Here is a 21,920-nt window from a genome sequence, read left to right as displayed (position 1 = left end):
GCACCGCACCTACTGGTGCAGGGCCCATCCTCGCGCGTCGAGCGCCTCCGTCAGGTCCTCGACGCGCGCCTGGTCGACGACGAGCTCGACCTGTCCACCGGCACGCGCAGGGTCGTGGTCGATGCGGACGTCCTCGATGTTGACGCCCACCGCGTCCACGTCGGCGAAGAGCCGGGCCAGGTTGCCGGGACGGTCCGGTACGTGGACGAAGAGGGAGGTCGTCGGTCGCACCGGCCCGCCGTGCTTGCCCGGGATCGCCTTCGTGCCGGCGACGCCGTTGGCGAGGACGCCGCGCAGCGCCTCGCGGTCGCCGTCCTGGATCGCCGACTCGAGCCGGTCGAGGTCAGCCCGGATCTGCCCCAGCAGCTCCAGGATCGCGGGCGCGTTGGCGGGGACGATCTGGAGCCACATGCCCGGATCGGTGCCAGCGACGCGGGTGACGTCGCGGACCCCCGGTCCGGACAGGGCGAGGTGCCCCTCGGGCGCGTCGGCGAGACGGCCGGCGACGAGGGCCGACATCAGGTGCGGCACGTGGCTGGTGCGGGCCACGGCGAGGTCGTGCTCGTCGGGGGCGAAGGTCAGCGGCATGGCGCCGGTGAGCTCGGCGAGCCCGGTCACGACCTGCGTGGCCTCGGGTGTGGTCGACGCGTGCGGCGTGATCGCCCAGGGGCGGCCCTCGAAGAGCGTCGCCGACGCGGTGAGCGGGCCGGTGTGCTGGGTACCCGCCATCGGGTGGCTGCCGCAGTAGCGCGCCACGTCGGCATGGGCGGCGACCGTCGCGAGCGGTCCCGACTTCACGCTGCCGACATCGGTCACGACCGCGCCGGGGTGCGCCTCCAGCGCTCCCTCGATCACGCCGGCGAGGTGGTCGGGCGGGACGGCGACCACGACGAGCTGGGGCTCGGTCTCGTCACCCGCGACCGGCACGCCGGCTCCGAGGCCGCTCGCCGTGCGCAAGTTGGCGGGGTCGAGGTCCTCGAGCTGCACGTCGAGGCCGCGGGCCCGCAGCGCGAGGCCGATCGAGGCACCGAGCAGGCCGGCACCGATGATGCGGACGGGGCCGACCAGGGCCGCCGGACCGCGGTCGACCTCAGGCATCCGTCGCAGCGGTCTCGTCGTCCGGCACCTCGCGGACCTTGGTCAGGTCGCGACGGAGGTTGGCGGCGCCGTGGAGGTAGACGTGGGTGACATCCGCGCGCGCCAGGTCGGTCTCGACGTGCGCCATCATCCGCACGACCCGCGGCATCGAACCCTCGATCTCGAGCTCGCGGGCGCACACGAGTGGGACGTCGTGGAAGCCGAGCACCCGGGCGGCGTACGCCGGGAACTCGCTGGTCAGGTCGGAGGTGGAGGTGAAGATGATCGAGATGAAGTCGTCGACGGTGATGTCGTTGCTCTCCATCACGCCGCGCACCATCTCGGCGACCCGGTCGAGCATCTGCTCGCGGGTGTCGCTGTCGAGCTGGGTGGCGCCTCGCACCGCGCGCACTGCCACGGGTCCTCCTCAAGACGTTGACATTGGGGGCAACCCTAGCGGCCTCCACCCGGATGCCGCTGCGCAGCAGTAGGGTCCGGGACATGGCTGAGGCACCGCGCACCACCTACGTCCTCGTCGACGGCGAGAACATCGACGCCACCCTCGGCGGCAACATCCTCGGTCGGCGTCCACGCGCCGACGAGCGCCCCCGGTGGGACCGCGTGCTGCAGTTCGCCGAGGAGCACTGGCGCCAGCCCGTGGCGGGTCTCTTCTTCCTCGCCGCGAACGAGAACCTGCCGATGGCGTTCGTGCAGGCCCTGATCGCGATCGGCTACCGGCCGGTGCCCCTCTCCGGTGCTCCCGGCGAGAAGGTCGTCGACATCGCCATCCAGCGCACGCTCGACGCGCTGCGCGAGCGCGACGACGACGTCATCCTGGTCAGCAACGACGGAGACTTCGTCGACGAGATCGACGAGCTCCTCGACGGCCGCCGGGTCGGTGTCGCCGGCTTCACCGAGTTCCGCAACAGCGCCTTCCAGCAGCTGGTCTCTGCCGGTCTGGAGACCTTCGACCTGGAGTACGACGTCCAGGCCTTCACCGAGTCGCTCCCCCGGATCCGGATCATCCCCATCCACGAGTTCGACCCGGCGCAGTTCCTGCTCTGAGCGGAGCCGTCAGAGGCCGACGGAGTCCAGCAGCGCGCCCAGCTCGTCGTCGGTCAGCTCGCGGACCTTGCCCAGACCCAGGCCCATCAGCAGCACAGGCCCGAACGACGTGCGGGTCAGCCGGCGCACCGGGTGGCCGACCTCGTCCATGAGGCGACGCACGATGCGGTTGCGGCCCTCGTGGAGGGTGATCTCGACGATGGAGCGGCCGGTGGGGTTGCCCTTCGGACCGGCGATGAGCTTCACCTTCGAGGGCAGCACCGGACCGTCCTCGAGCGACACGCCCCCGCGCAGCTGCTTCAGCGTCGAGGGCCAGACCTCGCCGTCGACCTCGGCGACGTAGGTCTTGTCCACCTCGTACGACGGGTGCGCCATGCGGTGCGCGAACTCCCCGTCGTTGGTGAGCAGGATCAGGCCGGAGGTGTCGGTGTCGAGGCGGCCGACGTGGAAGAGCCGCTCCGGGCGGTCCTCGACGAACTCCGTGAGCGTGCGACGCCCCTCGGGGTCGCTCATCGTCGACACCACGCCCCGCGGCTTGTTGAGCACGAGGTAGACGTGGGCGGAGACGGGCGGAAGCCGCTTGCCGTCGACGTGGATGACCGCGGTGTGCGGGTCCACCTTGGTGCCGAGCTTGGTGACCACCTCACCGTCGACCTCGACCAGCCCGTCGAGCATGAGCTCCTCGCACTTGCGGCGCGACGCGACGCCGGACTGCGCCAGGAACTTCTGCAGCCGGACCAGGCCGTCCTCGTCGGTCTCGACGAGCGCCCGGGTGTGCCGCGAGGTCTTCGGGGGCTTCGTGATGTCGTCGCTCACGCCGAGCCCTCCGCGAACGCCGCCGCGAGCTCGTCCTCGAGGTCGTCCATCTCGGGGAGGAACGGCGCCAGCTCGGGCAGCTCCTCCAGTGACGTCACGCCGATGCGCTCGAGGAAGTAGCTCGTGGTCCGGTAGAGGTTGGCGCCGGTCTGGTCGTCGCTGCCGGCCTCCTCGACCAGGCCGCGTGCGAGAAGCGTGCGCATGACGCCGTCGACGTTGACGCCACGGATCGCGGAGACCCGGGCACGCGAGACCGGCTGCTTGTAGGCCACGACCGCGAGCGTCTCCAGCGCCGCCTGCGTCAGCCGCGCCTGCTGTCCGTCGAGGACGAACGCCTCGACCACGGCGGCGTACTCCTCGCGGGTGTAGAAGCGCCAGCCTCCGGCGACGTTGCGCAGCTCGAAGCCGCGTCCCTGCTCGGTGTACTCCTCGGCGAGGGTCTGGAGCGCGCCGACGACCTCCTCGACCGGGTAGCCCACGGCCGAGGCGAGGGTCACCGAGTCGAGCGGCTGGTCGGCGATCATCAGGATCGCCTCCAGGGCCGGGTTGAGATCGGCCACGGCCACGGCGAGCGTCGTCTCCTCGCCCACCACCGCGTCGGTGGCGGCCACGTCGGTCGGCTCAGTCATCGCTCTCCTCCGGAAGGGGTACGTCGTCGGTCGGGTCGAGCGGCGCGCCCTCGAACTCGTCGATCTCGAAGTCAGTGTCGTCGTCGCCGGTCCAGCGCACCGACAGATCACCCAGCGGCGAGACCTGGTCGAAGGCGATGGCGCCTTCGCGGTAGAGCTCCAGCAGCGACAGGAACCGGGCCACGCGGGTCAGCGTGTCGGGGGCGTCTCCGCAGAGGGCGCGGAAGGTCAGCGTGCCCGAGCGCTTGAGGCGCTCGACGACGAGCGCGGCCTGCTCACGGACGGAGACGGTGTTCTGGTGGATGTGGTGCGTCGGGAGCGCGAGCACCGGCTTGGGTGCCATCGCCTTGGCCGCGAGCGCCGCGAACTGCTCCAGGCCGATGCCGATCAGCACCTCCGGGAGCAGCGAGGCGAAGCGCTCCTCGAGCCCGACGGCCCGTGCGTGGCGCTTCTCCTCACCCGCCATGCGCGCCTCGAAGACCGACGCGACCTGCTTGAACGCCTTGTACTGCAGCAGCCGGGCGAAGAGGAGGTCGCGGGCGTCGAGGAGCGCGAGGTCCTCCTCGTCCTCCACGTCGCCCTGCGGGAGCAGGCGCGCGGCCTTGAGGTCGAGCAGCGTGCTCGCCACGAGCAGGAACGACGTCGTCTGCTCGAGGTCCCAGGCGTCGCCCGCCGCCTTCACGTGGGCGATGAACTCGTCGGTGACCTTCGACAAGGCGACCTCGGTGATGTCCAGCTTGTGCTTGGAGATCAGCGACAGGAGCAGGTCGAAGGGCCCCTCGAAGTTGTCGAGCCGGACCGCGAAGCCGCCGGACTCCGCCGCTCCCTCGATGTCCGAGGGCGGCAGGTCGGCACCGTCAGCCCCGGACCGGGCGGAGGAGACCGGTGCTCGGTCACCGGCCTCCTCCGAGATCGTGGTCATCGCGTCAGGCGGCGGACGAGTGCGGAGTCCTCGCCGTGCGCCTCGAACTCGGCGAGCACGAGCGCGACCGCCTCACGGACGACGCGGCCGCGGTCGGCGGCGATGCCGTGCTCACGCCGCAGCACCAGGCGGGCGTGCTCGATGTCCATCAGCTCGTCGGAGGTGATGTAGACGGTCATCTTCTCGTCGTGCCGGACCCGGCCCGACGACGTCTTGCGGCCCTGCGGAGCCGGCTCGGGGGCGGGCGCGGGCGCCGCGCTGCCGACGTTCGGGACAGCCTGCAGTGACGCGGCGGTCGGACGGAAGAGGTCGTCCGCCGCCGGCATGCTCACGCGTCGAGACACCGTGCGGCCACCTCCTTCGCGAGCTGGCGGTACTGGTCGGCGCCGGACGAGGTCGAGGCGTACGTCGTGATCGGCTCACCGGCCACGGTGGAGTCGGAGAACTTCACCGTACGACGGATGACGGTGTGGAAGACGATGTCGCTCCAGCCCTTGACCAGGGTCTCCATCACCTCGCGGCTGTGCAGCGTGCGGCCGTCGAACATGGTGCCGAGCAGCCCGTCGATCTGCAGGCCGGGGTTGAGGCGGCTCTTGACCTTGTCGATGGTGTCCTTGAGCAGTGCGACGCCACGGAGCGCGAAGTACTCGCACTCGAGCGGGATGATCACGCCCTGGGCGGCGGTCAGCGCGTTGACGGTGAGCAGGCCGAGGGACGGCTGGCAGTCGATCAGGATCACGTCGTAGCGGTCGCGCACGGGGGCCAGCTTGCTGGCCAGGACCTGCTCGCGGCCCACCTCGTGGACGAGCTGGATCTCGGCGGCCGACAGGTCGATGTTGGCCGGGAGGAGGTCCATGCCCTCGACGCCGGTCTCGACGACCACGTCGTCGAACGTCGTGGCCGGGTCCATGAGCAGCTGGTAGGTGCCGACCTCGATGTCGTTGGGGTTGAGGCCCAGGCCGACCGAGAGCGAGCCCTGCGGGTCGAAGTCGACGAGCAGGACCTTGCGTCCGAACTCGGCCAGCGCGGCACCGAGGTTGATCGTCGTCGTGGTCTTGCCGACGCCACCCTTCTGGTTGCACATCGCGATGATGCGCGCGTTGCCGTGCGTGGTCAGCGGCTTGGGGTCGGGGAAGACCGGCAGCGGGCGGCCGGTCGGGCCGATCTCGCCGGTCAGGGCCGGCGTCGTGGTCGGGGTCGGGAAGGCGCTCACGGTCGCTCCTGCGGTCTCGGGTGCGGCCGGCGTACGCACGAGGGGCGGCATCTCGGTCGCGGTGGTTCCCGTGGGGGTGAATCCGCTCATCTGCCAGCTCTCCTCGAGGTCGTGGTCCGTTTGTCGACTCGGCGACAACTCGCCGAGTTGATGCGGACTCTAGGGAGGCCGTCTCGCGCGTCGCAAGGCGGGTGAGGGTTGTCCACCGGGGCTACGGAAATCTGTGCACGACGTGTGGAATCGCCCCCGCTTGAGTGCACAGGATCTCGTTGCCTGTGGAGCAATCTGTGGAGGAAACGCCGCGCGAACGCTGGCGCGGTCACGGCGCCCGGCACCCGTGCGGCACGCACCCCCGCGTGCGCATAGGGTCCTGTCCATGGACCTCGCCGCACGCATCCGCGACCGTCAGGGGAGCTTCGTGCTCTTCGCCCTGACGCCGCCTCGCCAGTCGACCGCACCGGAGCGCGTCGCGGAGATCGCCGAGGCCACCAAGGCGCGCCTGCGCCCCCTGGGGCTCGACGGCCTCGTCCTCTACGACATCGACGACGAGAGCTCGCGCAACCCCACCGAGCGCCCGTTCCCGTTCACGCCGACCCTCGACCCCGCGGCGTACCTGGCGGAGGACCTCACCGACTGGGAGACGCCGGTCGTCGTCTACCGCGCCGTCGGGAAGTACGAGCGGCCCACCCTGGAGGGCTGGGCCGGGGCCCAGGATCCCGGGCGCACGCTCTCGGTGCTGGTCGGCGCCGCCTCCAGCGACAGCAAGCCGGCACTGACCCTCGCCGAGGCGCAGCAGCTCGCCGGCGCAGCCAACCCGGACCTGCTGCTGGGCGGTGTCGCGATCCCGGAGCGCCACACCCGCCGTGGCAACGAGCACGAGCGGCTCCTCGCCAAGCAGGCGGCCGGCTGCCGCTTCTTCGTCACCCAGGTCGTCTACGACGTCAACGCTGCGAAGAACCTCGTCTCCGACTACGCCTACGCGTGCCGCGAGGCCGGCATCGCACCGGTGCCGATCGTCTTCACGTTCTCGGTGTGCGGCTCGATGAAGACCCTGGAGTTCCTGCGCTGGCTCGGCGTCGACGTTCCTCGCTGGATCGAGAACGACCTGCGCCACGCGGAGGACACCCTGCAGGCCTCGTTCGAGCAGGCGCTCGCCACGGCGACCGAGCTGGTCGCCTACTGCGAGCGGCTCGGCGTCCCGTTCGGCCTCAACATCGAGAGCGTCTCCATCCGCAAGGTGGAGATCGACGCCTCGGTCGAGCTGGCCCGCCGCCTGATCGGGACGTTGCGCGGCACCACCGCCCCCGCTTGACCTCGAGTGCACTCGAGGCCACAGACTGGTCCGATGCCGTTCACGATCGCCGAGGTCGCCGACCAGACCGGCCTCACCGCCCACACGCTGCGCTACTACGAGCGCGACGGCCTGCTGCTCCGCCCCGTCGAGCGGGGTGCCTCCGGCCACCGCCGCTACTCCGAGCAGGACCTGGCCTGGATCACGCTGATCACGCGGCTGCGGGCCACCGGGATGCCGATCCGCGACGTGAAGCGGTACGCCGCCCTGGTCCGGGCCGGCGACGGCAACGAGCAGGAACGCCTCGACCTGCTGCTCGCCCACCGCGCCCGGGTGGAGGCGCAGCTGGCCGAGATCACCGGGCACCTGCGAGCCGTCGACCACAAGATCGGGATCTACGAGGGAAAGGTCGAGCAGGCGCTTGACTTCGAGCGCACTCGAAGCCGTTGAGTGGAGCCATGACCCCACGACGCACTCTCGGCACTGCATCCGCACTCGACGTCTCCGCGCTCGGCCTGGGCTGCATGGGGATGTCGGAGTTCTACGGCACCCCTGACGAGGCTGGCGGCGTCGCGACCATCCGTCGCGCCCTCGACCTCGGCATCACCTTCCTCGACACCGCAGACATGTACGGCCCGTTCAGCAACGAGCAGCTCGTCGGCCGCGCCGTCGCAGGCCGGCGCGACGAGGTCCAGCTGGCCACCAAGTTCGGCAACGAACGGCTCCCCGACGGCACGCGGGTCGGCATCAACGGTCGGCCGGAGTACGTCCGTGCCGCCTGCGACGCCTCGCTCCAGCGGCTCGGCGTCGACCACATCGACCTCTACTACCAGCACCGCGTCGACAAGACGGTGCCGATCGAGGAGTCCGTCGGGGCGATGGCCGAGCTGGTCGAGGCCGGCAAGGTCCGGCACCTCGGGCTCTCGGAGGCGTCCGCAGACACGATCCGGCGTGCGCACGGCGTACACCCGATCACCGCCCTCCAGACGGAGTACTCCCTCTTCACGCGCGACCTCGAGGACGAGATCCTCCCCGTCCTCCGCGAGCTCGGCATCGGTCTGGTCCCCTACTCCCCCCTCGGGCGAGGCCTGCTGACCGGGACGATCACGGCGGAGAGCGGGGCGGACGGCGCGGCCGACTTCCGCCGGTCGGCGTACTTCCCGCGGTTCGAGGGCGAGGCGCTCGCCCGGAACCTGGTGCTCGTCGACAACGTGCGTGCGATCGCCGAGCAGAAGGGCGCGACGCCGGGCCAGGTCGCGCTCGCCTGGGTCCTGGCGCAGGGTGACGACGTCGTCCCGATCCCGGGCACCAAGCGGGTCCGCTACCTCGAGGAGAACGCCGGCTCGCTCACCGTCGAGCTCTCCCCCGCCGACCTGGCCGCGCTCGAGGCGGCTGTGCCCCGCGACGCCGTGGCCGGTGCGCGCTACGGCGACATGAGCCACATCGACGCCTGAGCCGGCGCCAGCTGCACCCTGGCCGTCAGAGGCAGCGCATCGCGACTCCACGGACGACGGCTTCCCCGCACGCGTCCGTGGCGTCGAGGTCGACCTCGGCCTCGATGACCCAGTCGTGGTTGCCCTCCGGGTCGGCGATCGTCTGGACGGCCCTCCAGAGCCGTCCGGTGCGCTCGATGGTGAGGAACTTCGGGCCGCGTGCGTCACCTTCGAGCACGATGTCGTCGTGCTCGGCGAAGTACTCCTCGAGCGCGTTGTCCCACACGCTGCGGGTCATGACGACGTCGGCGGGCGGGTCGGTGCGGTCGGCGGCGTCCCGCTCGAGGCGCATCAGCCCGTCGAGGTCGTCGCGCGCCGCGAGGTCGACGCGGCGCCACATGGCGTTGCGGATCATCACCAGGAAGGCCGGGGTGTCGGTCAGCGCGCGCGGCGGCTTCGGCGGCTGGTGATGACTGACCTCGGGGGCGACGTGGTCGGGGTGCGCCAGCGCCTCCCACTCGTCGAGCAGGCTCGAGTCGGTCTGCCGCACCGTCTCGCCCAGCCACTCCACGAGCTCGTCGAGCTCGGGGGTGCGGTGCGCGTCGGGCACGGTCTGCCGCAGGGTGCGGTAGGCGTCGGTGAGGTAGCGCAGGACCAGTCCCTCCGAGCGCGCCAGCTGGTAGCGGGAGACGAAGTCGGTGAACGACATCGCGCTCTCCCACATCTCCCGCACGATGCTCTTCGGCGAGAGGGCGTCGTCGGGCAGCCACGGGTGCTTCGAGCGGTACATCTCGTACGCCGCACCGAGCAGCTCCGCGAGCGGCTGCGGCCAGGTGATCTCTTCGAGCAGCGCCATCCGCTCGTCGTACTCGACGCCGTCGGCCTTCATCTCCTGCACCGCGGCTCCGCGGGCGGCGTACTGCTGGGCGAAGAGGATCTGCCGCGGCGCCTCGAGGACCGACTCGATCACGGAGACGGTGTCGAGCATGCGGGTGTCGGAGTCCGGGTCCAGCAGGTCGAGCACCTCGATGGCGAAGTGCGCGAGTGGCTGGTTGAGCGCGAAGTCGGCCGGGAGGGTCTCGGTGAGCACGAAACGACGTCCGAACGCGTCGACGTCGTCGAGGCGGGTCAGCACCCCCGAGGCGAGCAGCGAACGGGTGAGCCGGATCGCCCGCCGGGTCAACCGGAGCTGGGAGCGGCGGTCCTCGTGGTTCTCCTGCAGGATCCGCCGCATCGCCTCCGAGGTGTCCTCCGTGCGCGCGGCTACGTTGAGGAGCATCGAGTTGTCGACCTTCATCCGGCTCTGCAGTGACTCCGGGACGCCCTCGACGAGCTTGCTGAAGGTCGCCTCGGTCCACACCACCGTGCCCTCGGGCGCCTTGCGGAGCTGGGCCTTGGAGTTCTTCTTGCCGGCGGCGCGACGCTCCTCCGCCTTGGCCTTGGCCCGCTCGTTCTCGATGACGTGCTCGGGCGCCTGCACGACGACGTACCCGGCCGTGTCGTAGCCGGCTCGCCCCGCGCGCCCCGCGATCTGGAGGAACTCCCGCACCCGGAGCACCCGCTGGCGGGAGCCGTCGAACTTGGCCAGGCCCGTGAAGAGCACGGTGCGGATCGGCACGTTGATGCCGACGCCGAGCGTGTCGGTGCCGCAGATGACGGTGAGCAGGCCCTGCTGCGCGAGCTGCTCGACGAGGCGCCGGTAGCGCGGCAGCATGCCGGCGTGGTGCACGCCGATGCCGGCCTTGAGCAGCTGGCTCAGCGTCTTGCCGAAGCCGGTGCCGAAGCGCACGGTCGCGATCCGCTCGGCGATCGCCGCCTTGTTGTCCCCGGGGACGGCGAGCTTCGCCTTGAGCAGTGCGGTCGCGTGCTCGACGGCGTCCTTCTGCGTGAAGTGCACGACGTAGACCGGCGCCTGCTTCGTCGTGACCAGCTCCTCGAGCGTCTCCGACAGCGGCGTCAGCGACCAGGTGAAGTGCAGCGGGATCGGTCGCTCCGCGCCGTCGACGAGCGCCGTCTCCCTGCCGGTACGCCGGCACAGGTCGGCGCTGATCTCCGTGACGTCGCCGAGCGTCGCGCTCATCAGCAGGAACTGCGCCTGCGGCAGCTCCAGCAGCGGCACCTGCCAGGCCCAGCCGCGGTCGGGCTCGGCGTAGTAGTGGAACTCGTCCATGACGACCAGGCCGACGTCGGCGGCCCTGCCCTCGCGCAGCGCGATGTTGGCCAGCACCTCGGCGGTGCAGCAGATGATCGGGGCATCCGGGTTGACGCTCGCGTCCCCGGTCAGCATGCCGACGTCCTCGGGACCGAAGACCTCGCACAGCGCGAAGAACTTCTCGCTGACCAGCGCCTTGATCGGCGCGGTGTAGAAACTGACCCGGTCATCGGCCAGCGCAGCGAAGTGCGCGGCGATCGCGACCAGCGACTTCCCCGAGCCGGTCGGGGTGGCCAGGACGACGTTGTTGCCGGCGAACACCTCGAGGACCGCCTCCTCCTGGTGCGGATACAGGCTGATGCCCGCACCGTCCGCCCAGGTCGAGAACGCCTCGTAGCCCTGCTCGCTGGCCGTCATCGGGCCCTCGGGTGCGCGGTCGCGAAGACCTCGCGGAGGTTGTCGACGGTGACCAGCGTGTAGACCTGCGTGGTCGTGACGCTGGCGTGCCCGAGCAGCTCCTGCACCACGCGTACGTCGGCTCCGCCGTCGAGCAGGTGCGTGGCGAACGAGTGCCGGAGGGTGTGTGGCGACACGTCCTTGGTGATCCCCGCGTGCCCGGCCGCCTTGACCAGCACAGCCCACGCCGACTGGCGCGAGAGCCGCCCTCCGCGCGAGTTGAGGAAGACCGCACCGGCCGGCGTCGTCGTGCTCATCAGCTCCGGCCGCGCGTCCCGGAGGTACGCCGACAGCGCCTCTCTGGCGTAGGAGCCGATCGGCACGATCCGCTCCTTCGACCCCTTGCCCCGCAGCAGCACCTGGCCCAGCTCGAGGTCGATGTCGTCGATGTCGAGGCCGACCGCCTCGGAGATGCGGGCGCCGGTGCCGTAGAGCACCTCGAGCAGCGCCCTGTCACGCAGAGCGAGCTGCGTGCCGGGGGCACCGGCGGCGTCGAGGATCGCCTCGACCTCCGACAGCGGGAGCGCCTTGGGCAGGCGCTTCGCAGGAGCCGGGGGCTTCACCGCGGCGGCGGGGTCGTGCGTCGCCAGCCCGTCCAGGACCGCGAACTTGTGGAAGCCGCGCACCGCGACGATCGTCCGCGCCGCACTGGTCGAGCCGAGCGGCGGGTGGTCGGCGTCGCCTTCGCGCAGGCTGACCAGGAAGTCGGTGACGGTCGCCTCCGTGATCGCCTCCATCGTGGCCACGTCACGGGCGGCGAGGTAGGCGGCGTAGCGGCGGAGGTCGCGGCGGTAGGAGCTCAGCGTGTTGGCGGCGAGACCGCGCTCGACGGCCAGGTGGTCCAGCCAGGTGCGGATCGCTCGCTCGACCGCACCCTCGCTCACGCCAGGCCCTTCGCGCGGGCCATCAGCAGGGCGAGGGCGATCGGGGCGTCGGAGACCCGGCCGTCGAGGACCGCGGCGTGCAGCTCCTCGAAGGGGGCCCGGAAGACCTCCATCTCCGCCTCCTCGCCGTGCAGCTCGAAGTCACCGCGGCTCGACGGCGTCAGCCCACGGGCGAAGTAGAGGTGGTGCCGCTCGGCGCTGATGCCGGGGCTGGCCCAGACCGAGCCGAGGTGGACCCACTCGTCAGCGGCGAGCTCGACCTCCTCGCGCAGCTCCCGCTTCGCGACCTCGATCGGGTCCTCGCCCGGGACGTCGCAGATCCCCGCAGGCAGCTCGACGAACGACATCCGGGCTGGATGGCGGTACTGCTGGAGACAGAGCACCTGGCCCTCGTCGTCGACGGCCAGGATGATCGCGGCGCCGGGGTGCTCGAGCACCAGGCGCCGGAACGGCGCGCCCTCCCCCGTGCCGTCGTCGCCGGGTCGGCGTACGGCGTCGGCGCGGAGCGCGACCACCCAGTCGTCCCGGTGGATGTCCTCGGTGGACACCACCGGCCACGACTCGGGTCGGTCCGCGATCGGCATGAGGTGCTGTCAGTCCTCGATGCGGTCGTCGGCGGACTCCTCGACCTTGTGCAGGTTGGAGTCGTCGATCGGGATGCGCAGCTCGCGCTGGCGCTCGATCGCTGCCTTCACCAGGCCGGCGAAGAGGGGGTGCGGCCGGGTCGGCCGCGACTTGAGCTCGGGGTGGGCCTGCGTCGCGATGTAGTAGGGGTGGACGTCCTTCGGCAGCTCCACGAACTCGACGACGTCGAGGTCGGGGTTGATGCCGGAGAAGACCAGGCCCGCGTCCTCGAGGGGCGCGCGGTAGGCGTTGTTCACCTCGTAGCGGTGGCGGTGCCGCTCGGTGATCAGCTCCTCGCCGTAGACCTCGCGCGCCAGCGTGCCCTTGCCGAGCTTCGCCGGGTAGGAACCGAGGCGCATGGTGCCGCCCAGGTCACCAGCACCCTCGACGAACGCCTTCTGCTCCTCCATCGTCGCGATGACCGGCTCGGGAGTCTCGGGGTCGAACTCCGTCGACGCGGCCTTGTCGAGGCCGAGCACGTTGCGCGAGTACTCGATGACCATCGACTGCAGGCCGAGGCAGATGCCGAGAGTCGGGATGCCGTGGGTGCGCGCGTACTGCAGGGCGCCGAGCTTGCCCTCGAGGCCACGGATGCCGAAGCCGCCGGGAACGAGGACGGCGTCGACGTCACCGAGGTGCTTGGCTGCGCCGGCCGGCGTCTCGCACTCGTCCGAGGCGATCCACTGGACGTTGACCTTGGCCTCGTTGGCGAAGCCACCCGCACGCAGCGCCTCGGCCACGGAGAGGTAGGCGTCGGGGAGGTCGATGTACTTGCCGACCAGCGCGACGGTGACCTCCTCCTTCGGGTGGTGGACCCGCTTGAGCAGGTCGTTCCAGACCGACCAGTCGACGTCGCGGAAGGGCAGGTCCAGCTTGCGCACGACGAGGGCGTCGAGGCGCTCACGGTGCAGGACCTTGGGGATGTCGTAGATCGACGGGGCGTCCGCGGCGGTCACGACGGCGTCCTCGTCGACGTCGCACATGAGCGCGATCTTCGACTTGATGCCCTGCGGGAGCTCACGGTCGGCGCGGCACACGACCGCGTCGGGCTGGAGACCGATCGTCCGCAGGGCGGCGACGGAGTGCTGCGTCGGCTTGGTCTTCAGCTCCTTGGACGGGCCGATGTAGGGAACGAGCGAGACGTGGATGAAGAAGACGTTGTCGCGGCCGATCTTCTGGCGGACCTGGCGCGCGGCCTCGAGGAACGGCAGCGACTCGATGTCGCCGACCGTGCCGCCGATCTCGGTGATGACGACGTCGATCTCGGGAGCGTGCATCGCGAGGATCCGGTCGACGATCTCATTGGTGATGTGCGGGATCACCTGGACAGTCTCGCCGAGGTACTCGCCGCGCCGCTCCTTGGCGATCACGTTGGAGTACACCTGACCGGTCGTCACGTTCGCGTTGCCGACCAGGTCGGTGTCGAGGAAGCGCTCGTAGTGGCCGATGTCGAGGTCGGTCTCCGCGCCGTCCTCGGTCACGAACACCTCGCCGTGCTGGAACGGGTTCATCGTGCCCGGGTCCACGTTGAGGTACGGGTCGAGCTTCTGCATCGTGACCCGCAGACCGCGAGCCTTGAGAAGGGCGCCCAGGCTCGAGGCGGTGAGGCCCTTGCCGAGGGACGACGCGACGCCTCCGGTGACGAAGACGTGCTTGGTCTGCGAGGCACTGGCCAAGGGAACTCCCGTTGTCGAATCTCTATCGGCTACGGGGTTCGATCCTATCCCACGTATGGCATCCGACGCTCCACGTGGCGCGCGTGGTGCGTCTGGCCCTGTCGGGGCCCAGCCCGGGAAACGGGCCGGGAAACGGGCCCGGCAACGGGCGCCGCCTCAGCCCCGGGCCGCTCGTGCGGCCTCGAGGAGCTCCTCCGCGTGCGCGAGGGCGGTGTCGGACTCGTCCATCCCCGCCAGCATGCGCGAGAGCTCGCGGGCGCGCTCGTCCTCGCTGAGCACCGTCAGGCCCGACGTCGTCACGACGCCGTCGGTCGACTTCGCGATCACCACGTGCCGGTCGGCGTACGCCGCGACCTGAGGGAGGTGGGTGACGACGAGGACCTGGGCACTGCGCGCGAGCTGCGCGAGGCGCCGACCGATCTCGACCGCGGCCTTGCCGCCCACGCCGGAGTCGACCTCGTCGAAGACGAACGTCGGCACGGGGCTCGTGCCGGCCAGCGCCACCTCGAGCGCCAGCATCACGCGGGAGAGCTCACCACCCGAGGCCCCCTTGTGGAGCGGGCGCGGATCGGAGCCGGTGTTGGCAGCCAGCAGGAACTCGACCTCGTCGATGCCATGCCCCGCGTAGCGAACCCAGCGCTCCCCCACCTGCAGCGGGAGGGAAGCGGCGTCACCCTCCGGTGCCGCCTCCTCGACCTGGGTCACCGCGAGCGAGACGCGCGCGTGGGGCATCGCCAGCAGGCCGAGCTCGGCGGTGATCTCGTCCGCGAGGCGTCCGGCGGCCTCCTGGCGCGCGGTGCTCAGCGACTGGGCGGCCTCGGCAAGGCGGGACCGCAGGTCGGCACGCTTCTCGCGGAGCTCGGCGATCCGGTCGTCGGTGCCGTCGAGCTCGAGCAGCCGCACGGACGCCTGCTGTGACCACGCGAGCACCTCGTCGATGGTCTCGCCGTACTTCCGGGTCAGCGCACCGAGCGCCGCACGCCGCTCCGACACCACGGCGAGGCGGGCGGGGTCGGTGTCGAGTCCGGCAGCGTACGACGCGACGTCGGCCGCGACGTCGGCGAGGAGGTAGCTCACCTCCGCCAGGCGGTCCGCGAGGGCAGCCGCCTCCACGTCGTGGTCGCGCACGCCATCGAGCAGACGGCGCGCAGCGGAGACGGCGCCGAGGGCGTCGGGGCGGTCGTGCTCGGAGGAGAGCGCCTCACGAGCCTGCTCGGCAGCGCCGCGCAGCGTGTCGGCGAAGCCGAGGCGGGCCTCCTCGGCAGCCAGGGCGGTGTCCTCGCCGGACAGCGGCTCGACGGCGCCGACCTCCTCGAGGCCGAACCGGAGCAGGTCCGCCTCACGCGCCCGCTCTCGGGCGTGCGCGACGACGTCAGCGAGCTCACGCTCCGTGGCCCCGAGCTCCTTGTGGAGCAGGCGGTATGCCTCGAGCAGCGCGGCGATCGTGTCGCCTCCGAAGCGGTCCAGCGCCTCGCGCTGGGCGCTGGCCTTGAGCAGCCGGTGCTGGTCGGACTGGCCGTGCACCGCGACCAGCGCGTCGGAGAGGTCGGCGAGCTGCGACGCGGGCACGGCTGCACCGCCGACGAACGCGCGCGAGCGCCCTTCGCTCGAGATGTTGCGCGCCAGCAGCACGCGACCGTCCTCGGCTTCTCCCCCGAGCTCCTCGACGGCGCCGGTGAAGTCGGCGAGACCCTCGGCGTGGACGACGCCCTCGACACGGGCTGCCTTCGCCCCACGACGCACGGCGCCGGAGTCGGCCCGTCCGCCCATCAGCAGACCGAGCGCGGTGACGATCATCGTCTTGCCGGCACCGGTCTCACCGGTGATCGCCGTGAGGCCGGGACCGAGCTCCAGCGTGGAGGACTCGATGACGCCGAGCGACTGGATCCGGATCTCTTCAAACATCTAGTCGTTTCCGTTCTCGCGCATGCGCCGCTCCGCCGCTCCGCGCCAGCCCTCGACCGACAGCCCGAACTTCGCGACCAGACGGTCGGTGAACGGCGAGTCGTGCAGGCGGACGAGCGGCACCGGGGCACCTCGTCGCACTTCGATGCGGGCGCCCGGGGGCAGGTCGACGGTCCGGCGACCGTCGCACCAGAGCACTCCGGCGCCCTCGTTGGTCGACATCACCTCGACGGCGATGACAGAGCTGGGGGCGACGACCATCGGTCGTGCGAAGAGCGCGTGCGCGCTGAGCGGCACGATGAGGAGCGCTTCCACGACCGGCCACACCACGGGGCCACCCGCACTGAAGTTGTACGCCGTGGAGCCCGTCGGCGTCGCGCAGACGACGCCGTCCGCGCCCCAGCGCGAGAGCGGACGGCCGTCGATCTCGACGACCAGCTCGAGCATCCGCTCACGCGCCGCCTTCTCGACCGACGCCTCGTTGAGCGCGAACGTGTTGGCCACGATCTCCGACCCCTGGAGCACGGTGACGTCGACGGTGAGCCGCTCCTCCGTGGTCCACCTGCGGTCGACGATCGCGCTGATCGTGTGCTCGACGTCGTCGGGCTCGGCCTCGGCGAGGAACCCGACGTGGCCCAGGTTCACCCCGAGCAGGGGCGTACCCGAACGGTGCGTGATCTCCGCAGCCCGCAGGATCGTCCCGTCCCCGCCGATGACGACCGCGAGCTCGCAGTGGACGGCCGCGGAACCGTCGTCAGGAACGACCTCCACGAGCGCGCCGTCCGGGCGGAGGCCGAGCTCGCTCGCCTCGGCCGCGAGGAGACGTACGACGATCCCGTGCGCCCCCAGCGACTTCACGAAGGCGTGGGCGATGTCGCACGCGGCCTCCCGGGTCGTGTTGGCGACGACGAGCACACGCCGCGGCGCGGCGCCACTCCCGGCCGTCGTCTCGGTTGTCGTCACGGGTCCACCTTCTCACCCGGCACCGACGTGCCGGTGGAGGTTCCCGCGGTGGCGACGCCTGCTTCGGCAGCGATCTCCGTCTCACCGATCGTCGCCGCGCCCCTGCGCAGCCACAGGAAGAACTCGACGTTGCCCGACGGCCCGGGCAGCTTGCTCGTGGAGACCGCCCGCGCGCCCCAACCGCGGCGGGCTGCGGCATCGGCGATGGCTGTCACGGTCTCCGCACGGAGCGCCGCGCTCCGCACGACGCCACCCTTGCCGAGCCGGTCCTTGCCGACCTCGAACTGTGGCTTGACCATGAGCGCGAGGTCCGCGTCAGGAGCACACACGCCGATCAGGGCGTCGAGCACGAGCTCGAGGCTGATGAACGACAGGTCGCCGACGACCACGTCGACGGTACCGCCGAGCATCTCAGGCGTGATGTCGCGGATGTTCGTGCGGTCGTGCACCTGCACCCGGTCGTCGTTCTGGAGACGCCAGATGAGCTGGCCGTAGCCCACGTCGACCGCGACGACCTCACGTGCGCCGGCGCGGAGGAGCACGTCGGTGAAGCCACCCGTCGATGCGCCGGCGTCGAGGCAGCGGCGCCCCTCGACGACCAGCCCCAGTGGCCCGAACGCCGCCAGCGCGCCTGCCAGCTTGTGGGCTCCGCGCGAGGCGTAGCCGGGGTCATCCGGGTCGTCGATGACGTAGATGTCGGCATCGGTGGTGACCTGGGTCGCCGGCTTCGTCGCGACGGCGCCGCCGACCTTGACGCGGCCCGCGCCCAGCAGCTCGGAGGCGTGCGAACGCGAGGCGGCGAGGCCGCGCCGGACGAGCTCGGCGTCCAGGCGGAGTCTGCGGGGCGGCATCAGCCGACGGAGGCCGTGCCGGCCGGTGGACGGGGACCGGACGGGGCGTCGAGCGCACCGCGGAGCTGCTCGTGCGCTCGCTCGAACACCGCCACGTGCTCGTCGACCGGGAGCTCGGCCAGCTGACCGAGGCTGGCGATGACGCCGTCCACGGACCCATGACCGGTCGCGGCGGTCTCTCCGACCTGCGCGGTGGGTGCGCCGTCGGCCACGAACTGCTCCTCGCTCATGGCGCCAACGCTACCGAACGCACGGCCTCCGGAAGGAGCACCGGGCTCCCCGTGGCGTCGAGGTGGTGCCACGCAGCGCCCACCACCGACCGCCAGCAGTCGACGCGGCTGCCTGCACCAGCGAGGGTGACCTGTCCCTCCTCGACGTGGGCTGTCCACCCGCCGCAGGTGAAGCGGCCCTCAGCACCCCGCTGCGTGGGCGGGTGCGACACGAGCAGGCCACCGAGGTCCTCTGCGAGATAGGTCGGACGAAGCTCCGGCGGGGCGACGACGAGGTCGGCCAGCCCCGAGACCCCGGTGAGGACCAGGAGCGAGTCGAGCCCCGCGTTGTGCGCTCCCTCGATGTCGGTGTCGAGGCGGTCGCCGACCATCAGCGGGCGTCGACCACCCACACGGCGGATCGTCTCGTCGAGCAGCGGCCGCTCGGGCTTCCCCGCGACCTCCGCCCGCACGGAGCTGAACTCCTCGATGAGCCGGACCACCGCTCCGTGGCCGGGCCCGACCCCGGCGGAGGTCGGGATCGTCATGTCCGCGTTCGTGGCGACCCACGGGAGCCCCGCCTTCACGAGGATCGCGGCCTCGAGGATCCGATGCCAGGGCAGCTCAGGGCCATAGCCGGTGACGACGGCGACCGCTTCCGCAGGCTCCACGGTCGGCACCAGGCCCTCGGCGAGCAGGGCGGACTCCACACCGGGGCCACCGCAGAGGAAGATCCGGCTTCCGGCACCCCACCGCTCGCGGACGAGCCGGGCCGCCGCCTGCGACGAGGTGACGACGTCGCGCGGAGCGGCCTCCACCCCGATCCGGGTGAGGTGGCCTGCGACGGCTGCCGGCGGGCGCGCCGCGTTGTTGGTCACGAAGGCGACCGCCACGCCGTGCGACCGGGCAGCCGCGATGGCCTGCGCAGCGCCCGGGACCGCGTGGTCACCGATGTAGACGACGCCGTCGAGGTCCAGCATCGCGAGGTCGTAGCGATCGACCAGGGGCACGTCACTGGCGCGGAGCACTTGCTGGTTCCCCCTACGATGCAGCGGATGGAGATCACGTCGGAACCCGGCCCGCAGCTGGTGCTGCGACCGTTCCGCGCGCTCCGGCTCCGTGAGAGCTTCGTCGGCGCACCGGTCGCCAACAGGATCTTCGCGCGACCCTACCGTTCGGCCGCCCGCCGACTGCAGGACTGGCAGCGGCAGCGCCACATCAGGCTCGACGACGGCCCGGCTCTCTACATCCACGAGTACACCTCGTCGGGAGTCAGCGTGCGCGGGATCGTCGGCGAGCTCGACGTCACGCGCGCGGGCGACGCCGTCCTCCCCCACGAAGCGGTCCGGCTCGAGCAGGTCGCCGAGCTGGCGGAGCGGATGGAGACGATCGCGCTCAACCCCGCACCGATCCTCCTCATGCACCGCGGCACGGCCGCACTCCGCACTGCCGTCGGCCTCCTGACCGAGCGGAAGCCCGATGTCTCCTTCTCCGACCCCGGCGGCCAGCACCACCGGATGTGGCGGATCCAGGACGCGGACGACGTCCAGCTGCTGGGCACCCTCGTGGCCTCCAGCCGAGCCGTCATCGCCGACGGGCACCACCGGTACGCCGCCGCCCTCGAGCTCGCCGAGCAGCGACCGGGGACCGAATGGGAGCAGACGCTGGTCATGCTCGTCGATCAGTCCGACACGCCCCTCCAGCTCGGAGCGATCCACCGCTCCGTCACCGGCCTCAGCCTCGAGACCGTCGCCCAGGCCGCCATTCGTCGCGGCGACGACTACCGGCCGCAGGCCAACCGCCGCGACGCGCTCGCAGGCCTGGAGCACGCGCTCGTCCTGCACGACGGTGAGGCGTGGGCGACCCTGCACCCCCGCGGCCTGCAGCTTCCGGTCTTCGCCCTCCACGAGGAGCTCCTGCCCGCGTGGGGAGTCGACGAGGACCAGGTGCACCATCACCACACCGCCGGCCAGGCACTCGCCCGCGCGCGGGACGGCGTCGCGATCCTGCTGCCCGCGCCGTCGTTCGAGCAGGTCGCCACCGCGGCGAGGGCGGGGCGCCCCTTCCCGCAGAAGGCCACGTCGTTCCAGCCCAAGCCACACCTCGGCGCGCTCATGCGCGACCTCCGGACCTGACCAGCCGGCGCGCCACGCCGATCTCGATCTCCACCAGAGGGACGGCGCGGTGACCCGCACGGAACACACGTCGACGCAATGCGCCCGTCACCTCGACCTCGTCACCCACCTCCCAGCCTGCGACGGCCCGCCGGAGACGCGCGGACCAGGCAGCGCAGTCCACCCAGTCCGACCCAGACCGGGCTGCTGCCGTGTCCCGCGGGACAGCGAGCCGGAACGACACCACCCTGTCCCCGCTCGGGAGCAGGCGCTCCTCAGGAGCACGGGACACCCTGCCTGCGAGACGAACCTCATTGGTCATCACGTCACCTCCACGGCGATCAGACCCGAAATGCGAACAGGCCCGAACCGTGTGGTTCGGGCCTGTTGAGCTACGGGCTCCGTGCGGGCCCTGTGGAGCGAAAGCGGCTCAGCGCACCTGCTTCTCCAGCGCCTCCGCACGCTCCATCGCGTCGGTGATCTCGTCCCCGTCGATACCCGCCGTCCGGTGGAACCAGGTGAGTGCCTCCTCCAGCCGGCCGGCGGCCTCGAGGGTGTCGGCGTACGCGTAGCGAAGACGAACGACCCACGACGCGCGTGAACGCGACATCAGCGGAGCGAACTCGAGCGTGCGCAGCGCGGCGTCGATCTCGCCCAGGTCGCGGCGGGCGCCGGCTTCGACGATCGTCATCTCCGCCTTGGCGTCGGGCTCGAAGTTCGCGACGGACGGGTTCTTCGCCAGGGCGAGGGCGCGGTCCGGACGGCCGAGCGCACGCTCGCAGTCGGCCATGATCGGCAGGTAGGCCGAGTTGCCGTTCATCCGCTTGGCCGCACGCAGCTCGGAGAGCGCCTCGGCATACTCCCCCGCGGCGTACGCGGCCTCGCCGCAGGCCTCGCGCACGACGGCGAGGCGTGCAGCACGCGCACGAGCGGCAAGCGTGTGCTTGTACGCAGTCTGCGGGTCCTCGTCGATGATCATGCCCGCAGCAGCCAGATGACGCGCAACGCGCGCGGCCAGCTTCTCGGGGAGACCCTTCAGCTGCGCCTGCACCGACCGGTCGAGCTCCTTGCCCGTGATCTCCTCGGGGATCTCGGGTCCGTCGTAACGGGCCTGCTCCTCCGTACGGGGGCGCTGGTCGTCAGCGGGACGCTTCCAGTCGTCCTTGCGGCCCGGACGCGAGCCCGGCTTGCGATCGACGTACGCCGGCTTCCCGTCGCGACCGCCAGGACGGCCACCGCCACGCGCCTCGGGCTTGCCACCCCTGTCGCTGTAGCTCTTGGCACCCCGGTCGGCAGCCGTGCCCTCGCGCCCCTCGGAGCGGCCCGAGGCACGGAAGTCCGACTTGCCGTTGCCACCACGCCCTGCACCGGGCTTGCCGCCACCCGAAGCGGGGCGGCCGCCACCCTGGGGGCGCCCACCGCGCGGGGCGTCGGAACGACGGGGACGGGACTGGTCAGCCATGGGGGCAACCTTTCAACAACGGCGGCGTGCGCACACGGACCTGCGTGCACGAAGTGGTGGACAAAAGACTAGGGGCCCCCGCGAAGGCGGAGGCCCCTAGTGAAAATTTGTCCGGCGACGTCCTACTCTCCCACAACCTCCCGGTTGCAGTACCATCGGCGCTGTCAGGCTTAACTTC

At 71.4% G+C, this 21,920-nt stretch carries 23 protein-coding genes and 1 rRNA gene; 5 read left to right on the top strand and 19 right to left on the bottom strand.

Annotation, left to right across the window (positions count from 1 at the left end):
- Window positions 1-9 precede the first annotated feature (9 nt).
- Together Q5722_RS00115 and aroH are read right to left on the bottom strand one after the other, a co-directional pair.
- Complete coding sequence (locus Q5722_RS00115) at window positions 10-1,098, bottom strand: prephenate dehydrogenase (protein ID WP_305026185.1); 1,089 nt, start codon at window positions 1,096-1,098, stop codon at window positions 10-12.
- On the bottom strand, window positions 1,091-1,495 hold the full coding sequence (gene aroH / locus Q5722_RS00110) for a chorismate mutase (RefSeq protein ID WP_305026184.1): 405 nt from the start codon (window positions 1,493-1,495) through the stop codon (window positions 1,091-1,093). The genes Q5722_RS00115 and aroH overlap by 8 nt, the downstream gene beginning before the upstream one ends.
- Window positions 1,496-1,578: 83 nt before the next feature.
- Between aroH and Q5722_RS00105 the strand changes: the two genes are divergently transcribed.
- Window positions 1,579-2,142, top strand: a complete 564-nt coding sequence (locus tag Q5722_RS00105) for an NYN domain-containing protein (RefSeq protein WP_305026183.1) — start codon at window positions 1,579-1,581, stop codon at window positions 2,140-2,142.
- A 9-nt stretch (window positions 2,143-2,151) separates the two neighbouring features.
- On the opposite strand, the gene Q5722_RS00100 is transcribed toward Q5722_RS00105, so the two are convergent.
- Genes Q5722_RS00100 through Q5722_RS00080 form a run of 5 tightly spaced genes read right to left on the bottom strand, consistent with a single transcriptional unit; the run spans window position 2,152 to window position 5,812 of the window.
- Window positions 2,152-2,958 (bottom strand): pseudouridine synthase, encoded by an 807-nt coding sequence (locus Q5722_RS00100; RefSeq protein WP_305026181.1) that lies wholly within the window; start codon window positions 2,956-2,958, stop codon window positions 2,152-2,154.
- Complete coding sequence (gene scpB, locus Q5722_RS00095) at window positions 2,955-3,587, bottom strand: SMC-Scp complex subunit ScpB (RefSeq protein ID WP_305026180.1); 633 nt, start codon at window positions 3,585-3,587, stop codon at window positions 2,955-2,957. Before scpB ends, Q5722_RS00100 begins: the two co-directional genes overlap by 4 nt.
- Complete coding sequence (locus Q5722_RS00090; protein ID WP_305026179.1) at window positions 3,580-4,509, bottom strand: segregation and condensation protein A; 930 nt, start codon at window positions 4,507-4,509, stop codon at window positions 3,580-3,582. The genes scpB and Q5722_RS00090 overlap by 8 nt, the downstream gene beginning before the upstream one ends.
- Window positions 4,506-4,853, bottom strand: coding sequence for a hypothetical protein (locus Q5722_RS00085; protein WP_305026178.1), 348 nt, complete (start codon window positions 4,851-4,853; stop codon window positions 4,506-4,508). Before Q5722_RS00085 ends, Q5722_RS00090 begins: the two co-directional genes overlap by 4 nt.
- Complete coding sequence (locus Q5722_RS00080; RefSeq protein ID WP_305026177.1) at window positions 4,838-5,812, bottom strand: ParA family protein; 975 nt, start codon at window positions 5,810-5,812, stop codon at window positions 4,838-4,840. The genes Q5722_RS00085 and Q5722_RS00080 overlap by 16 nt, the downstream gene beginning before the upstream one ends.
- A gap of 286 nt (window positions 5,813-6,098) precedes the next feature.
- Between Q5722_RS00080 and Q5722_RS00075 the strand changes: the two genes are divergently transcribed.
- Genes Q5722_RS00075 through Q5722_RS00065 form a run of 3 tightly spaced genes read left to right on the top strand, consistent with a single transcriptional unit; the run spans window position 6,099 to window position 8,467 of the window.
- Window positions 6,099-7,034 (top strand): methylenetetrahydrofolate reductase, encoded by a 936-nt coding sequence (locus Q5722_RS00075; protein ID WP_305026176.1) that lies wholly within the window; start codon window positions 6,099-6,101, stop codon window positions 7,032-7,034.
- Window positions 7,035-7,067: 33 nt separating this feature from the next.
- The gene (locus Q5722_RS00070) at window positions 7,068-7,463 is read left to right on the top strand and encodes a MerR family transcriptional regulator (protein WP_305026175.1); all 396 of its coding nucleotides are present in this window, start codon (window positions 7,068-7,070) and stop codon (window positions 7,461-7,463) included.
- Between the two features lie 8 nt (window positions 7,464-7,471).
- Window positions 7,472-8,467 carry an aldo/keto reductase gene (locus tag Q5722_RS00065; RefSeq protein WP_305026174.1) on the top strand — a complete coding sequence of 332 codons (996 nt, stop codon included), beginning with the start codon at window positions 7,472-7,474 and terminating at the stop codon, window positions 8,465-8,467.
- Window positions 8,468-8,492: 25 nt separating this feature from the next.
- On the opposite strand, the gene Q5722_RS00060 is transcribed toward Q5722_RS00065, so the two are convergent.
- From Q5722_RS00060 to Q5722_RS00020, 9 genes are all read right to left on the bottom strand, one after another.
- Window positions 8,493-11,015, bottom strand: a complete 2,523-nt coding sequence (locus Q5722_RS00060) for a DEAD/DEAH box helicase (protein ID WP_305026173.1) — start codon at window positions 11,013-11,015, stop codon at window positions 8,493-8,495.
- Entirely contained in the window at window positions 11,012-11,938 is a 927-nt protein-coding gene (gene xerD / locus Q5722_RS00055; RefSeq protein WP_305026172.1) for a site-specific tyrosine recombinase XerD, read from the bottom strand. The genes Q5722_RS00060 and xerD overlap by 4 nt, the downstream gene beginning before the upstream one ends.
- Window positions 11,935-12,522: an NUDIX domain-containing protein gene (locus tag Q5722_RS00050; RefSeq protein WP_305026171.1), complete on the bottom strand. Its 588-nt coding sequence runs from the start codon at window positions 12,520-12,522 to the stop codon at window positions 11,935-11,937. The genes xerD and Q5722_RS00050 overlap by 4 nt, the downstream gene beginning before the upstream one ends.
- 9 nt (window positions 12,523-12,531) lie before the next feature.
- Window positions 12,532-14,238 carry a CTP synthase gene (gene pyrG, locus Q5722_RS00045; protein ID WP_305026170.1) on the bottom strand — a complete coding sequence of 569 codons (1,707 nt, stop codon included), beginning with the start codon at window positions 14,236-14,238 and terminating at the stop codon, window positions 12,532-12,534.
- Window positions 14,239-14,394: 156 nt separating this feature from the next.
- Entirely contained in the window at window positions 14,395-16,143 is a 1,749-nt protein-coding gene (gene recN, locus Q5722_RS00040) for a DNA repair protein RecN (protein WP_305026169.1), read from the bottom strand.
- Entirely contained in the window at window positions 16,144-17,106 is a 963-nt protein-coding gene (locus tag Q5722_RS00035) for an NAD kinase (RefSeq protein ID WP_305026168.1), read from the bottom strand.
- Window positions 17,103-17,957, bottom strand: a complete 855-nt coding sequence (locus Q5722_RS00030; RefSeq protein WP_305026167.1) for a TlyA family RNA methyltransferase — start codon at window positions 17,955-17,957, stop codon at window positions 17,103-17,105. Before Q5722_RS00030 ends, Q5722_RS00035 begins: the two co-directional genes overlap by 4 nt.
- Window positions 17,957-18,187 carry a hypothetical protein gene (locus Q5722_RS00025; protein ID WP_305026166.1) on the bottom strand — a complete coding sequence of 77 codons (231 nt, stop codon included), beginning with the start codon at window positions 18,185-18,187 and terminating at the stop codon, window positions 17,957-17,959. The genes Q5722_RS00030 and Q5722_RS00025 overlap by 1 nt, the downstream gene beginning before the upstream one ends.
- On the bottom strand, window positions 18,184-19,194 hold the full coding sequence (locus Q5722_RS00020) for an HAD-IIA family hydrolase (RefSeq protein WP_305026165.1): 1,011 nt from the start codon (window positions 19,192-19,194) through the stop codon (window positions 18,184-18,186). Before Q5722_RS00020 ends, Q5722_RS00025 begins: the two co-directional genes overlap by 4 nt.
- A 27-nt stretch (window positions 19,195-19,221) precedes the next feature.
- Here Q5722_RS00020 and Q5722_RS00015 point away from each other — a divergent pair, with 27 nt between their 5' ends.
- A complete protein-coding gene (locus Q5722_RS00015; protein ID WP_305026164.1) occupies window positions 19,222-20,301 on the top strand; it encodes a DUF1015 family protein in 1,080 nt (359 codons plus the stop codon).
- On the opposite strand, the gene Q5722_RS00010 is transcribed toward Q5722_RS00015, so the two are convergent.
- The 3 genes from Q5722_RS00010 to rrf all read right to left on the bottom strand — a co-directional run.
- Complete coding sequence (locus Q5722_RS00010; protein ID WP_305026163.1) at window positions 20,279-20,602, bottom strand: single-stranded DNA-binding protein; 324 nt, start codon at window positions 20,600-20,602, stop codon at window positions 20,279-20,281. The two genes, Q5722_RS00015 and Q5722_RS00010, sit on opposite strands and share 23 nt — an antisense overlap.
- Before the next feature lie 108 nt (window positions 20,603-20,710).
- Complete coding sequence (locus Q5722_RS00005) at window positions 20,711-21,742, bottom strand: tetratricopeptide repeat protein (protein WP_305026162.1); 1,032 nt, start codon at window positions 21,740-21,742, stop codon at window positions 20,711-20,713.
- A gap of 109 nt (window positions 21,743-21,851) precedes the next feature.
- Window positions 21,852-21,920, bottom strand: a 5S ribosomal RNA gene (gene rrf, locus Q5722_RS14955); the annotation flags it as partial.

Origin of the sequence: Nocardioides jiangxiensis (assembly GCF_030580915.1) — a bacterium.
Lineage (GTDB): Bacteria > Actinomycetota > Actinomycetes > Propionibacteriales > Nocardioidaceae > Nocardioides > Nocardioides jiangxiensis.
This window is presented reverse-complemented; position numbering and strand designations above follow the sequence as displayed.

Bases quoted from the DNA above. Each gene is read 5' to 3' on its own strand.
- Q5722_RS00010 (WP_305026163.1), bottom strand. From the start codon at position 20,602: ATGACCAATGAGGTTCGTCTCGCAGGCAGGGTGTCCCGTGCTCCTGAG.
- Q5722_RS00050 (WP_305026171.1), bottom strand. From the start codon at position 12,522: ATGCCGATCGCGGACCGACCCGAGTCGTGGCCGGTGGTGTCCACCGAG.
- Q5722_RS00090 (WP_305026179.1), bottom strand. From the start codon at position 4,509: ATGACCACGATCTCGGAGGAGGCCGGTGACCGAGCACCGGTCTCCTCC.
- scpB (WP_305026180.1), bottom strand. From the start codon at position 3,587: ATGACTGAGCCGACCGACGTGGCCGCCACCGACGCGGTGGTGGGCGAG.
- Q5722_RS00070 (WP_305026175.1), top strand. From the start codon at position 7,068: ATGCCGTTCACGATCGCCGAGGTCGCCGACCAGACCGGCCTCACCGCC.
- Q5722_RS00075 (WP_305026176.1), top strand. From the start codon at position 6,099: ATGGACCTCGCCGCACGCATCCGCGACCGTCAGGGGAGCTTCGTGCTC.
- Q5722_RS00015 (WP_305026164.1), top strand. From the start codon at position 19,222: ATGGAGATCACGTCGGAACCCGGCCCGCAGCTGGTGCTGCGACCGTTC.
- Q5722_RS00005 (WP_305026162.1), bottom strand. From the start codon at position 21,742: ATGGCTGACCAGTCCCGTCCCCGTCGTTCCGACGCCCCGCGCGGTGGG.
- Q5722_RS00065 (WP_305026174.1), top strand. From the start codon at position 7,472: ATGACCCCACGACGCACTCTCGGCACTGCATCCGCACTCGACGTCTCC.
- recN (WP_305026169.1), bottom strand. From the start codon at position 16,143: ATGTTTGAAGAGATCCGGATCCAGTCGCTCGGCGTCATCGAGTCCTCC.
- Q5722_RS00115 (WP_305026185.1), bottom strand. From the start codon at position 1,098: ATGCCTGAGGTCGACCGCGGTCCGGCGGCCCTGGTCGGCCCCGTCCGC.
- Q5722_RS00030 (WP_305026167.1), bottom strand. From the start codon at position 17,957: ATGCCGCCCCGCAGACTCCGCCTGGACGCCGAGCTCGTCCGGCGCGGC.
- Q5722_RS00025 (WP_305026166.1), bottom strand. From the start codon at position 18,187: ATGAGCGAGGAGCAGTTCGTGGCCGACGGCGCACCCACCGCGCAGGTC.
- Q5722_RS00060 (WP_305026173.1), bottom strand. From the start codon at position 11,015: ATGACGGCCAGCGAGCAGGGCTACGAGGCGTTCTCGACCTGGGCGGAC.
- Q5722_RS00080 (WP_305026177.1), bottom strand. From the start codon at position 5,812: ATGAGCGGATTCACCCCCACGGGAACCACCGCGACCGAGATGCCGCCC.
- Q5722_RS00105 (WP_305026183.1), top strand. From the start codon at position 1,579: ATGGCTGAGGCACCGCGCACCACCTACGTCCTCGTCGACGGCGAGAAC.